The organism is Actinoplanes sp. NPDC049802 (assembly GCF_040656595.1).
Lineage (GTDB): Bacteria > Actinomycetota > Actinomycetes > Mycobacteriales > Micromonosporaceae > Actinoplanes.
In genome coordinates this window covers 180,512-192,507 of the sequence record NZ_JBFAMR010000001.1, presented here as the reverse complement: position 1 = coordinate 192,507, position 11,996 = coordinate 180,512, and the positions used below count along the sequence as shown (strand labels likewise).

Below are 11,996 nucleotides of genomic sequence, written 5' to 3'. Positions count from 1 at the left end.
GCTCCCAGGAGTTAACGATGTCCCGCTTCACCCAGCGCATGGGTGCGCTTCTGGCCGCGGCCACGGTGGCCTTCGCCCTCGGCGCCTGCTCCTCCGAGGACAAGCCTGCCGCGTCCGGCGAGAGCGCCGCCCCGGCCGCCACCACCCGCGAGATCACCGACGCCTCCGGCGCGAAGGTGACCGTCCCGTCGGCCCCGAAGAACATCGTGGCCCTCGCCGAGACCGACCTCGACGCGGCCCTCGCGCTCGGCGTCACCCCGATCGGCGCCAGCAAGTCCCGCCAGGGCGACTCGGTCGCCGGCTACCTCGCCCCGCAGCTGCCGAACGTCAAGCTGGTCGGCGAGATCGTCGAGCCGAACATCGAGGCCATCGCCACCCTCGACCCGAAGCCCGACCTGATCCTCTACGGGCACTTCCTCGACCCGGACCCGGCGCAGATCAAGGACCTCAACGCGATCGCCCCGACCGTCATCACCAGCATGGTCGACAGCACCTGGAAGGACAGCCTCAAGGGCGTCGCCAGCGCGCTCAATCTGGAGGCCAAGGCCACCGAGGTGCTCGCCGCCTACGACAAGAAGATCGCCGACACCAAGACCGCGATCGGCGCGAACGGCACCGCCGAGGTCAGCCTCGTCCGCTGGAACCCGCAGGGCCCGTCCTACCTGCAGAAGCAGCACTTCTCCAGCACCATCGTGGAGGAGCTCGGCCTCAAGCGCCCGGCCGCCCAGCTCACCGACGGCACCGGCCCGTCCGACCCGGTCAGCCTGGAGAAGCTCGACGTCCTCGACGCCGACTACATCTTCCTCGGCACCCTGAACAACGACGGCGCCGCCGCCCTCGAGCAGGCCAAGGCCAACGCCTCCTGGAACCAGCTCGGCGCGGTCAAGGCGAACAAGGTCGTCGCGGTCGACGGTGTGCCGTGGACCTCGCGCGGCGGACCGATCGCGGCCGGCATCGTCCTCGACGACATCGCGAAGACCCTCAAGGGCTGACGTGCCGACGCGGGATCATCGGGGTCCGTGGCGCTGGACCGACAGCCGGGGGATCACCCTGGAGCTGCCGTCGGCGCCGCGCCGGGTCGCCGTCGCCGATCTCCTGGCCACCTCCACGCTGGCCGCCGCCGGGATCAACCCGGTGGCGGCGGCGCTGGGGCCGGACCCGGAGCACGACGTCTGCTTCGCCGCCGCCGGATTCTCGGCCGACGGCGTGGCGCGGCTCGACACCCCCGATGATCCCGCGGTCCGTCCCGACGCTCTCGCCGAGAGCCGGCCCGACCTGATCGTCGACCGTCACCCCAACCGCTACCCCGGCTTCCCGGTCGTCACCCTGCCACTCAAGGCCCGCGGCCAGTCCCTCGACGACCTGCTCGCCGAGACCGCCCGGCTCGCCGTCGCCCTCGGCGCCGCGCCCCCGGCACCCGATTCCTACGAGGCCGCGAAACTCCGGGTCACCGCGGCCCTCTCCGGCCGCACGATTCTTTTCGGGTACGCGCGAGGCGCGCGACTGTCGATCCTGGACCCGACCCGCTACCCCTGGCTGGTGACGCTGCGCGAGCTGGGACTGCGGGTGATCGGCGACCACACCGCCGACGATGCCCCGCACGGCACCCCGGTACCGTGGGCGGCCGTGTCCGCCGACCTGATCCTGGTCGACGGGCCGACCCCGCCCGGCTTCGGCGCCCACCCGTGGGACGACGCCTGGCACGCCTTCTCCTACCCCAACTACGCCCGCCTGTTCACCGCCCTCACCACCCTGGACCGGACCGCCGCGTGACGAACACCCTGCCCCGCCGGATCGCGGGCCTGCTGCTCTGCCTCGCCCTGCTGGCGCTCGCCGTGCTGCTCAGCCTCGCCGTCGGCGCCCGTGCCATCCCGTTCACCGAGGTCGTGGACGCGCTGTGGCACTCCGACGGGTCACCCGAGGCGGTCATCGTCACCACCCAGCGGGTGCCGCGTACCGTCCTCGGGCTTCTGATCGGCATGGCCCTCGGCCTGGCCGGCACCGTGATGCAGGCGCTCACCCGCAACCCGCTCGCCGACCCCGGCCTGCTCGGCGTCAACTCCGGCGCCGCCGCCGCGGTGGTCTCGGCGATCAGCTTCTTCGGCATCACCACCGCCGCCGGGTACGTGTGGTTCGCGTTCGCCGGCGCGGCCGCCGCCACCGTCGTGGTCTACCTGCTCGGCGGCGGCGGCAAAGGCCCCGGCGGCCCGGTCCGGCTCGCCCTGGCCGGCACCTCGATCGGCGCGGTCCTGGTCGCCTACACCTACGGGGTGCAGATGCTCGACGCCAAGGCGCTCGACCAGTTCCGGTTCTGGATCGTCGGCGGCCTCTCCGGGCGCGACCAGTCGGTGCTGATGGACGTGCTGCCGTTCCTGATCGTCGGCATCGTCGTGGCGCTGCTGCTGAGCCGCCCGCTCAACGCGCTGTCGCTCGGCGAGGACACCGGCCGCGCCCTCGGCGTCAACCTGGCCGGCACCCGGCTCGCCTCGGCCGCCACCGTCACCCTGCTGTGCGGGGCGGCCACCGCGGCGGCCGGCCCGTTCGCCTTCATCGGCCTGGCCGTGCCGCACGCCGCCCGCGCCCTGATCGGCGCCGACCTGCGGTGGGTGCTGCCGTACGCCATGCTGCTCGCCCCGGTCCTGCTGCTGGGCGCGGACGTGGTCGGCCGGGTCGTGATCACCCCGAGTGAGCTGGAGGCCGGCATCGTCACCGCGCTGCTCGGCGCGCCCGTGCTCATCGCCCTGGTCCGCCGCCGCCAGGTGGTGCCGTTGTGAGGACACTGTCGCCGACCCGGTCCGTCAAGGACGTCCGCCTCGCCGCCGAACGCGTCTCGTTCCGCGTCGAACCTCGTACCCTCGTGGTCTGTCTGATCCTGATCCTGGTCACCGCCGGGCTGGTGCTGGTGTCGCTCAGCGTCGGCGACTATCCGGTGCCGTTCCCCGAGGTGATCGAGTCGTTGCGGGGGGAGGGCAGCCGCCTCGCCGACCTGTTCGTGGTGCAGCGCCGCCTGCCGCGTGCCCTGGTCGCCGTGGTCGCCGGCATCGCCTTCGGGATCAGCGGCGCGATCTTCCAGCGGCTCACCCACAACCCGCTGGGCAGCCCCGACGTCATCGGCTTCGGCTACGGCGCGTCGGTCGGCGCGATCCTGGTCATCCTCTTCTACGGCGGCGGCACGCTGGAGACCGCGACCGGCGCCTTCGTGGGCGGCCTGATCGCGGCGATCGCCGTCTACCTGCTCGCCTACCGCAGCGGCGTCAACGGGCTGCGGCTCGTGCTCGTCGGCATCGGCGTCAGCGCCATCCTCATCGCCATCATCAACTACCTGGTGAGCCGGGCCGACCTGCGCGACGCCCGGGCCGCCACCGTGTGGATCGTCGGCAGCCTCTTCGAGCGCCGCTGGGGTGACGTGCAGCTCGTCGGGTACGGCCTGCTGCTGCTCGTCCCGATCACCATGATCCTGTCCCGCTACCTGCCGATGCTGGAACTCGGCGACGACGCGGCCGCGGCCCTCGGCGTACCCCTGGAGCGGGCCCGTCTCGGCCTGGTGGTCGTCGCCGTGGGCCTCACCGCGATCGCCACCGCGTCCACCGGCCCGATCGGTTTCGTCGCCCTGGCCGCGCCCCAGCTGGCCCGGCGGCTCACCCGCTCACCCGGCGCCGGCCTCACCGCGGCCGGGCTGATGGGCGCGTTGCTGCTGGTCGCCAGCGATCTGATCGCCCGCCGCGCGGTCGCACCCAGCGAACTCCCGGTCGGCGTCGTCACCGCCGGCGTCGGCGGCATCTACCTCGGCTGGCTGCTGCTGGCGCATTCGCGCCGCACCCGCTGATCCGCGGGTCGGCACCCATGCCCTCAGGCCGCGATCTGAAGGCGCTCGGCCAAGCCGCGCAGCTCCCCGCCGCCGGCACGACGGTGCGAGCGGTCCAGCAGCGTACGGGTGGTCTCGCGGATCAGGGCCGAGGTGTGCACGTGCTGAGGCGCCAGCCGTTCGGCGGTGAGCAGGAAACGGACCGCCTCCCGGTCCCGGCCGCGCAACCGGGCCAGCGCCCGCGCGGTGTCGGCGTAGTAGAACACCTGCCGGAATCGCAGCGGCAGGGCGGCCGGATCGGTGGCCCGGGCGATCTCCGCGGCCCGGCCCGGGTCACCACCGTCCGCCTCGATGCCGATCTGCCAGAACGCCACATTGGCCGGGCCGAAGCACAGGTTCAGTGTGGCGGTCTCCCCGGTGCGGCCGGCCAGCGCGGCGGCCTCGGCGCAGAAGGCGCGGCTGTCGTCCGGGCGGCCGCAGCCCCGCTCGGCCACCGCGCAGACCAGCAGGAGCGAGCCGGTCATCTCGGGCACACCCGGTCGGCCGGCGTGCCCGCGCAGTTCGTCGACGGCCCGCCCGGCCAGGGTGAGGCCGCGCTGGAACGAGCCGCAGCCGGTGGCGGCGGTGGCGCGCGCGTAGGCGGCGTAACCGCGCAGCAGCGGGTCGCCGGTGCTGTCGGCCGCCTCCCAGCAGCGTTCGGCGCCCAGCCACGCCTCCGCCGGGCGGCCCAGGTTCCGCAGCACCGACGAGGCGATGAAGGTCGCCTCGCACAGCAGCCGCAGCGCGGCCGCCCGGTCCGGTCCGGTGGCCGAGGCGTGCAGGTCACGCAGCAGACCGGGAAGCAGCCGGGCGGCGCCCGCGTAGTCGCACGCCTGCCGCAGCGTGTCGATCAGGGCGACGGTACGGGCCGACTCGGCGACGGCGGCCGTGCTCGGGCCGGCCGGCGGCTCGGACAGGTCGGTGTCGACCAGAGCCTGCCGGACGGCGTGCACGTGGGCGTGCGCGGCCACCACGTCCCGGTCGGCGGCCGGCACCGGCGTCCCGGTCAGTTCGGCCGGCGCACAGTCCAGCGCTGTCGCGATGTCGGTCAGGGTGAACCGGTTGTCGGCGGCCTGCCGGCCCCGTTCGATCCGGCTCCAGGTGGCGTGCGAGATTCCGGCGCGGCTGGCGGCGTACCGGATGCTCCAGCCGCGAAGCTGGCGGCGCGTCCGGATGCGTGCCCCGATATCGGGGTCGGCGTTCGGTCGTGGTGTCATGCCGGGGACCGTATCCGGGGTTTCCGGCGGGATGGTACATGCCCGTACCGTCAGCGGGTGGCCTTCAGAGCCGCGCCGAGCCACCACTGCGGCGCCACGGGATGGGTGGGGGCCGCCGCGGCGAGCGGCCGGCCGATCGTCTCCATGCCGGTCCGCGCCGCCTCGTAGGCCCTGGCCAGTCCCGGATGGTGTCGCCACGTCGACGGCGGGAGCGGGGGACGGGGACGGGGAGGCTGCCCGGCCGCGCCGTGCGGCAGCGATGGAGGGAGAAGGCCGAGCGGCCGCGATCTTTTCAGCTGGAGCCGCGGACCGTCAGGGTGGTCGGCAGGCGGGCGGCGGGCGGCAGCGCCGGATCGAGCAGGCGGCGTACCGCGGTCGCGGCCTCCTCCTCGACCGGCATGTACACCGAGGACAGATCGGCCGCCTCGGCCAGCGCGCTGCCGTCGAAGCCGACGACCGCCACGTCGTTCGGCACTCGGCGGCCGCCCTCGCGCAGCGCCCGCAGCACGCCCATCGCGGTGACGTCGCACGCCGCGAAGACGGCGTCCAGGCCGGGCTCGGTCAGCAGCAGCCGCCGGGTGGCCGTGTAGGCGGTGGCCAGGGTGAAGTCGCCGTCGGCGGACGCCACCGTCCGGCCGGCGCCGGCCATCACCTCCAGGAAACCGGCCTTGCGCTCGTCGGCGCACGGCGTGGGCGGGCCGAACACCGCGCCGATCCGGGTGCGGCCGGTGGCGACCAGGTGGGCGGCCGCCTGACGGCCGCCGCTGTGGTTGTCCGGGGCCACGAACGCCACGCCGGGGGCGGACCGTCCCAGCGCCACGGTCCGGGAGCGGCGGGCCAGCGCGGCGCCGGCCGCGCCGGGCAGGTTGATCAGCAGGCGGCCGAACGGCGGGTCGTCCTCACCGGAGGGTGGTGCGGGCACCCGCCGGACCTCCAGGGAGAGACGCTCGTCACCGAGGCCGCGCATCGCGCCGGCCAGCACCCGTCCGTAGAACGGTTTGGCGCTCATCGCGGCCGGATCCGGGTCGACGATCAGCACCTCGATGCGCTCCCGGCGGCCGGCACCGGCCCGGCCGGTGGCCAGCGCGCGGGCCACGGCGTGCGGCTCGAAACCCAGCCGGGCCGCCACCGCGCGCACATGATCACGCATCGTGGACGACGTGCCGTACGCTCCGTTGATGGCGCGGGAGGCGGTGGCCTTCGACACGCCGGCGGCGCGTGCCACATCGGCCAGGGTCGGGTGCCGTTTCTCCATGTCCGTCACCCTAGTCGTTGATCTTGGTTTGACGCCGCCCCTAGGTTGTTCGCGTGAACATCAGGTATCTGTTGCACAACGCGTACGGGGTCGGCGGCACCATCCGCACGGTCTTCAATCAGGCCAACGCGTTGTGCGCCACCCACGACGTCGAGATCGCCAGTGTGTACCGCACCGCGGAGAACCCGGCATTCCGGCTGGATCCCCGCGTGCGGCTCGTGTCGCTGACCGACCTGCGCACCGACGGCACCCGGTGGAAGAGCACGTCCCGGCGGCTGCTGCGCCGGACCCGGGCCCTGCCCAACCCGCTGCCGCACGGCCGGGACTTCCGCTACCACGGCTGGGATCCGCTGGTCGACCTGCGGATCATCCGGTACATGCGCGCCCAGCGAAGCGGGATCCTGTTCAGCACCCGGCCGGCCCTCAACCTGCTGTCCGCCTGGTTCGCACCACGCCGGCTGATCAGGATCGGCCAGGACCACATGAACTTCGGCAGCTACCGCAAGCGCCTCCAGGACCAGATCGTCCGCGCGTACCCCCGTCTCGACGCCGTCACCGTGCTCACCCGCGCCGACCTGGCCGCCTACCAGGACGTGCTCGGCGACAAGGTCCGGCTGGCCCGGATCCCGAACGGCATCCCGCCGCAGCCGGGCGGCCCGGACGACGAGCGGACCCACACCGTGGTGGCGGCCGGGCGCCTGGGCCGGCAGAAGGGCTTCGACATGCTGATCGACGCCTTCGCCGAGGTTCACGGGCGGCACCCGGACTGGCGGCTGGACGTCTTCGGTGAGGGCCGGTGGCGGCGCCGGCTGACCGCCCGGATCTCCGAACGCGGCCTCGGCGGCGTGGTCCGGCTGCGCGGCGTCACCCGTACCCTGGACGCCGAGTTCGCCAAGGCGTCCGTCTTCGTGCTCTCCTCCCGCAAGGAGGGCCTGCCGATGGTGCTGCTGGAGGCGATGAGCTCGGGACTGCCGGTGGTGTCGTTCGACTGCCCGACCGGCCCGGCCGACGTCGTGGAGAACGGCGTCAACGGCCTGCTCGTGCCGGCCGAGGACGTGCCGGGGCTGGCCGCCGGGCTGTCCCGGCTGATCTCCGGCGCCGACGAGCGGCGGGCCATGGGCGCCGCCGCCCGCGCGACCGCCGCCCACTACGAGATGCCGGTCGTGGTCAGCCAGTGGGAGGGCCTCTTCGCCGAGCTGGTCGCCGGGCGGTCGCTACGGATTCCGCGGCAGCGAGACCACGAAGGTGGCGCCGGTGCCCTCACCGCTGCGGACCGACACCTCTCCGCCGTGGTCGCGAACGATCTGCCGGACGATCGCCAGGCCGAGGCCGCTGCCCCCGGTGCCGCGCCCGCGCGCCGGGTCGGCCCGCCACAGCCGGTCGAAGACGAGCGGTAGGTGCTCGGGCGCGATGCCGACACCCGTGTCGGCGACCTCGAGTACCGCCCGGTCCCCGGCGGCGAAGGCGCGCAACGTGATCGACCCGCCGGGCCCGGTGGCGCGTAACGCGTTGCCGACCAGGTTGCCGACGACCTGACGGAGCCGGTCGGCGTCCACGTCGGCACGCACCGGACCGTCCGCCTCCACGACGAGCCGGACACCCGCGGCCTCGGCCGCGGGCCGGTGCGCGGTCCGCGCCGTCTCCATCAGCTCGGCCAGATCGACCGGCGCGCGGTGGTAGACCAGCGCCCCGGCCTCGGCCAGCGCCAGCTCCTGCAGATCGTCGACGATCCGCTGATTGAGGATCACCTCGTCGTGCAGCGACGCGAACACCTCCGGCGTCGGCTCGATCACCCCGTCCTGGACCGCCTCCAGGTAGCCGCGCAGATTCGCCAGCGGGGTACGCAACTCGTGCGCCACATCGGCGATGAGCCGCCGCTGGTCGGCCTCGGCGGCGCGCAGCGAATCGGCCATCTGGTTGAACGCCCGCGCCAGCTCGGCGAGTTCGTCGCGCCCGTCCACCGGCACCCGCCCGGCCCGGTCGCCGTCACCGAGCCGCCGGGCCGCCGTGGTCAGCGTGCCGATCGGGCGCAGCACGCGCCGGCTGATCAGCAGCGCGCCGGCGACCGCCAGCGCCACCGCCACCGCCGTGATCAACAGGACCGGGCCGGTGTCGAGCGCCCGAACCGGCTCGTTGGCGGCGCCGATGGTCAGCAGCAGCGCGGGCGGCGCCGCCTCGGACTCGGTGATCCGCCGCCGGAAGGCCTCCCGCAGGCAGCCGTCGTCCGCGCACTGCCCCACCTCGAGGAGGTCCATCTCCCGGGCCTGCTCCGGGAACGGGCCGGGCCGGCAGAAGTCGAGGGCGGCGGCATCGACACCGGAGAGACCATGACGGGGTACGCCGTCCGCGCCCACCGATCCGAGCGGCGCGTACCCGCCCCGGAACAGGCAGGCCGACCGCCACGTCTCCTCCCGGTACGCGCTGATCGCCGCGAGCGTGGCCAGCCGCAGGTCACCGCCGTCCGGCAGGACCAGGGCGGGCAGCGGGTCGACGATCACCGCCACCGGGCCGGGCGGACGGGCCGCGCGACCGTCCATGTGATCGGTGTCGGCCACCACGAGGCCGTACGGGTCGACCAGCCGGATCCGCTGCCCGGTCTGCGCCCGCAACCGTGCCAGGGTCTGATCCACGCCCTCCCAGGTGCCGTTGCGCAGCGCCTGGACACGCAACTCGTCGCGGATCGTCGCGGTCGTCTCCCGGGACGCGGACGCCGCCTCACCGACCTGGTCGCGGGCCTGCCACCAGGTCAGCGCGACGGTCAGCCCGGTGGCGCCCAGCACGACGACCGCGACGAGCAGGAAGACCCGGATCCGGAAGCTCACGGGCCGGCCGCCAGGCGGTAGCCGCGCCCGTACACGGTCTGCACGTACCGCGGATCGTCCGGGTCGTCGCCGAGTTTGCGCCGCAGGTTCCGTACGTGGGCGTCGACGGTCCGCTCCAGCACGTACCGGTCGAAACCGAACGCCTTCCGCAGGATCTCGCTCCGGGTGAACGCCCGTCCCGGCGCCCCGGCCAGCACCTCCAGGATCCCGAACTCCTTGGCGGTGAGCGCGACCGGCCGCCCGCCGACCCGCGCCTCGAACCGGCCGACGTCCACCTCGAGATCACCGGCCCGCAGCACCGGGTGGTCCCGGTCCCGCAGCGCCCCCGACCGGCGCAGCAGCGCCCGCACCCGGGCGGCCAGCTCCCGCGGACTGTACGGCTTCGTCAGGTAGTCGTCGGCTCCCGCGTCCAGGCCGCGCAGGATGTCGTCCTCGGCGGTCCGGGCCGTCAGCATGAGGATCGGGACGTCCGAGCCGGCCCGCAGCACCCGGCACACCGTGACCCCGTCGAGCGCCGGCATCATCACGTCCAGCACCACCAGGTCGGGTTGCCGCTCCCGGCAGGCGTCGAACACCGCGGGCCCGTCCCCGACCAGCGTGACCCGGTGCCCTTCGCGCCGCAGGTAGGCGGCGGCGAGCTCGGCCTGCTTCGGGTTGTCCTCAGCGATCAGGATCTGGGTTGCCACCCCACCGATCCAAACACCACCCCGCAACCATCGACGTCAAGCGATCGTCGAGCGCAGCGGCACGGAGCCGCCGGACAGCGTTCGGATCCGCCGGACCAGCGCGATGGTGAACGGCTGCTCGCTGAACCGCCCGTACCCGCCGCTGTGCCGGTGCGCCCGCACCTCGTAGAACAGGCAGCCCCGCAGCACGTCGACGTCGTCGCCCAGCTCACCGGTGCGCTGCCAGATCTCGTGCACCCGCTGCGTCAGATCGGCCAGGCTCTCCAGCCCCCGATGCAGGCGATAGCCGTCGTACGTGTGCGCGAACCGGACCACCGAGTTCTCCTCCGCGTCGTCCCCCGGCACCGTGACGAACTCGTCCATCTCATCCCCCAAACGGTCGCCACGATAGCGGTTGTGCGCCTCTGGTTCGATTGGCTCATGCCAGAGAGCGCATGGGTCAACTTCTACTGCGAGACCGACAAGAAGGTCCGAGTCGCCTCCTTCCGCCGCTCCGAAGAGGTGTGGCAACTGGTCGAGGTCGGGACCGACGTGATGCCGGAGGGCGGCGCGATCCCCGGGCGGATCGCGATGACCGGAGCCTTCGGCATCGCACCCGGCTACACCGGCTGCCCGGGCTGCCGGGTGGACAGCTACGCGGGCTGTGGCCGATGCGGCGAGCTGAACTGCTGGCGTGCCGGGTCGCCGCAGATGATCTGTGCCGGTTGCGGGGAGATCAACCCGATCACCCACTCGCTCTCGTCGGCCAGCGCCATGGACGTCGCCTGATCGCTCACAGCCCGGCCGCGGAGTCGTAACGGCCACGCAGGTCGGCCATCTCCTCGGTGGTCAGCGCCTCCTTCTCGGCGACGTCGGCGTAGGCGGGCGGGAACATCTGCCGCAGCCGGTCGACGTACTTGACCTCGGCGGTGGCCTCGACCACCTGGATACCGGGCGGGTCAGTGGCCATGTCCAGGATGACCGGGCCGGCCAGCTTGACCGCCACGTCCCAGGGGCGCCGCTCCTCGGCGACGCCGCACAGGTGGAAGCCGTAGACCGTCCGCACGTCGGCGAGCGCGGTGACGCCGGCCGGTTCGTAGCCGTAGACGCGGACGCCGCAGATCACCGCCGCGTCCCCGGTTCCGGCTCCGTGGCCGGCGTGCTGGTGCTGCGCCGGGTCGGCCTGTTCGAGGGCCGTACGCATCCGGGTCGTGATCTGGGCTCGCAGGTCTTCGGCGCCGGCGCCGGCGCGGGACAGCGCGACCGCACCGGCCGACGCCGTCAGCAGGGCCACCGCCGCCGATACGTAGCGGTATCTCATGTTCCACCTCGCCGGTAGTGCCCGGCCCGGGACAGAGCGTCCCGGGCCGGAGAGGGGCCGAGCCGGTCAGACGAAGTTCACGTCGCTGCACCACATGTAGGCCTGGTCGAGGTGCGAGGCCTGCCAGATGACGAAGAGGATGTGGTGCCCGGTGTAACCCGAGGTGGAGATGTTGAACGAGATGTTCTGTGCCGGCGCGTACCTGCCGGTCTGCGTGATGAAGTCGAGGTTGGCCCAGCCGAGGGTCTGGGTGGCCGGGTTGAAGCCCTGCTTGCTCACGTAGACGCGGAAGTAGTCGGCGCCGTGGCTCGCCTGGTCGTAGAGCTGGACGGTCATGTTGCGGCTGACGTTGGTGACCTTCCAGGCGCCCGCCCGGTTCAGGCTGTCGTTGCGGGCCAGGCCGTTGCTGCACAGCTGCCCGTCGGGGGTACGGGCCTGGAACTGGCCGCCGAGGCCGTCCCGCAGGGCGCTCATCCAGTTCCACATGGTGTCGGGGTTGGCCTGGAAGGCCTGGTAGCACATCGGGTCCTGGGTCTGCATGGCCGGGTTGGTGTGCTGGCTGCCCCAGGTCTTCCAACACTGATAGGCGCGGGACGCCGGGTTGATGATGGTGCCGTGCGCTTGCGCCGCGCCGGTCCACGGCAGTGTCGCGGCCAGCATGGCCAGGGCCACGACCAGCACCTGCACGGGACGGCGCCAGCCGGTCTGACGGGACTCGTGTCGGGGCACGATACGTCCTCCATTCTTCGGCTTTCGGGGGATTGGGAGCGCTCCCGGCAAGTATTACGCCAATGTGTCCTAGATATCAACCGAAGTCGATGACGCCCGAGTGCCGAATATGCGACGACCCCGGCCGATCACGGATCGGCCGG

12 protein-coding genes and 1 pseudogene are annotated in these 11,996 nt (G+C 73.2%); 6 read left to right on the top strand and 7 right to left on the bottom strand.

Annotation, left to right across the window (positions count from 1 at the left end):
- The first annotated feature begins 17 nt into the window (after positions 1 to 17).
- The 4 genes from AB0I88_RS00855 to AB0I88_RS00840 are packed head-to-tail and all read left to right on the top strand — an operon-like array spanning position 18 to position 3,826.
- On the top strand, positions 18 to 992 hold the full coding sequence (locus AB0I88_RS00855; protein WP_361016846.1) for an ABC transporter substrate-binding protein: 975 nt from the start codon (positions 18 to 20) through the stop codon (positions 990 to 992).
- Position 993: 1 nt separating this feature from the next.
- Positions 994 to 1,773, top strand: a complete 780-nt coding sequence (locus AB0I88_RS00850) for a hypothetical protein (RefSeq protein ID WP_361016845.1) — start codon at positions 994 to 996, stop codon at positions 1,771 to 1,773.
- Positions 1,770 to 2,774 carry an iron chelate uptake ABC transporter family permease subunit gene (locus AB0I88_RS00845; protein WP_361016843.1) on the top strand — a complete coding sequence of 335 codons (1,005 nt, stop codon included), beginning with the start codon at positions 1,770 to 1,772 and terminating at the stop codon, positions 2,772 to 2,774. The genes AB0I88_RS00850 and AB0I88_RS00845 overlap by 4 nt, the downstream gene beginning before the upstream one ends.
- Positions 2,771 to 3,826, top strand: a complete 1,056-nt coding sequence (locus tag AB0I88_RS00840) for an iron chelate uptake ABC transporter family permease subunit (RefSeq protein WP_361016841.1) — start codon at positions 2,771 to 2,773, stop codon at positions 3,824 to 3,826. The genes AB0I88_RS00845 and AB0I88_RS00840 overlap by 4 nt, the downstream gene beginning before the upstream one ends.
- 23 nt (positions 3,827 to 3,849) lie before the next feature.
- On the opposite strand, the gene AB0I88_RS00835 is transcribed toward AB0I88_RS00840, so the two are convergent.
- Both AB0I88_RS00835 and AB0I88_RS00830 read right to left on the bottom strand, forming a co-directional pair.
- Entirely contained in the window at positions 3,850 to 5,061 is a 1,212-nt protein-coding gene (locus AB0I88_RS00835; protein WP_361016838.1) for a helix-turn-helix transcriptional regulator, read from the bottom strand.
- A 292-nt stretch (positions 5,062 to 5,353) separates the two neighbouring features.
- Positions 5,354 to 6,316 carry a LacI family DNA-binding transcriptional regulator gene (locus AB0I88_RS00830; protein WP_361016835.1) on the bottom strand — a complete coding sequence of 321 codons (963 nt, stop codon included), beginning with the start codon at positions 6,314 to 6,316 and terminating at the stop codon, positions 5,354 to 5,356.
- Positions 6,317 to 6,693: 377 nt separating this feature from the next.
- On the opposite strand from AB0I88_RS00830, the pseudogene AB0I88_RS00825 reads away from it, so the two are divergent.
- A pseudogene (locus AB0I88_RS00825) lies at positions 6,694 to 7,446 on the top strand (glycosyltransferase); the annotation flags it as partial.
- A gap of 84 nt (positions 7,447 to 7,530) precedes the next feature.
- Here AB0I88_RS00825 and AB0I88_RS00820 read toward each other — a convergent pair.
- From AB0I88_RS00820 to AB0I88_RS00810, 3 genes are read right to left on the bottom strand one after another with little or no spacing between them, the layout of a single operon-like run.
- Positions 7,531 to 9,138 (bottom strand): HAMP domain-containing sensor histidine kinase, encoded by a 1,608-nt coding sequence (locus tag AB0I88_RS00820; RefSeq protein WP_361016832.1) that lies wholly within the window; start codon positions 9,136 to 9,138, stop codon positions 7,531 to 7,533.
- On the bottom strand, positions 9,135 to 9,824 hold the full coding sequence (locus AB0I88_RS00815; protein WP_361016829.1) for a response regulator transcription factor: 690 nt from the start codon (positions 9,822 to 9,824) through the stop codon (positions 9,135 to 9,137). Before AB0I88_RS00815 ends, AB0I88_RS00820 begins: the two co-directional genes overlap by 4 nt.
- 36 nt (positions 9,825 to 9,860) lie before the next feature.
- The gene (locus tag AB0I88_RS00810) at positions 9,861 to 10,187 is read right to left on the bottom strand and encodes a hypothetical protein (RefSeq protein WP_361016827.1); all 327 of its coding nucleotides are present in this window, start codon (positions 10,185 to 10,187) and stop codon (positions 9,861 to 9,863) included.
- Between the two features lie 57 nt (positions 10,188 to 10,244).
- On the opposite strand from AB0I88_RS00810, the gene AB0I88_RS00805 reads away from it, so the two are divergent.
- Positions 10,245 to 10,592, top strand: coding sequence for a hypothetical protein (locus AB0I88_RS00805; protein WP_361016824.1), 348 nt, complete (start codon positions 10,245 to 10,247; stop codon positions 10,590 to 10,592).
- Between the two features lie 4 nt (positions 10,593 to 10,596).
- Here the strand turns inward: AB0I88_RS00805 and AB0I88_RS00800 are convergent, their stop codons facing one another.
- Positions 10,597 to 11,124, bottom strand: coding sequence for a hypothetical protein (locus AB0I88_RS00800; RefSeq protein WP_361016821.1), 528 nt, complete (start codon positions 11,122 to 11,124; stop codon positions 10,597 to 10,599).
- A gap of 66 nt (positions 11,125 to 11,190) precedes the next feature.
- Positions 11,191 to 11,853 carry a lytic polysaccharide monooxygenase gene (locus AB0I88_RS00795; RefSeq protein WP_361016818.1) on the bottom strand — a complete coding sequence of 221 codons (663 nt, stop codon included), beginning with the start codon at positions 11,851 to 11,853 and terminating at the stop codon, positions 11,191 to 11,193.
- Positions 11,854 to 11,996 lie beyond the last annotated feature (143 nt).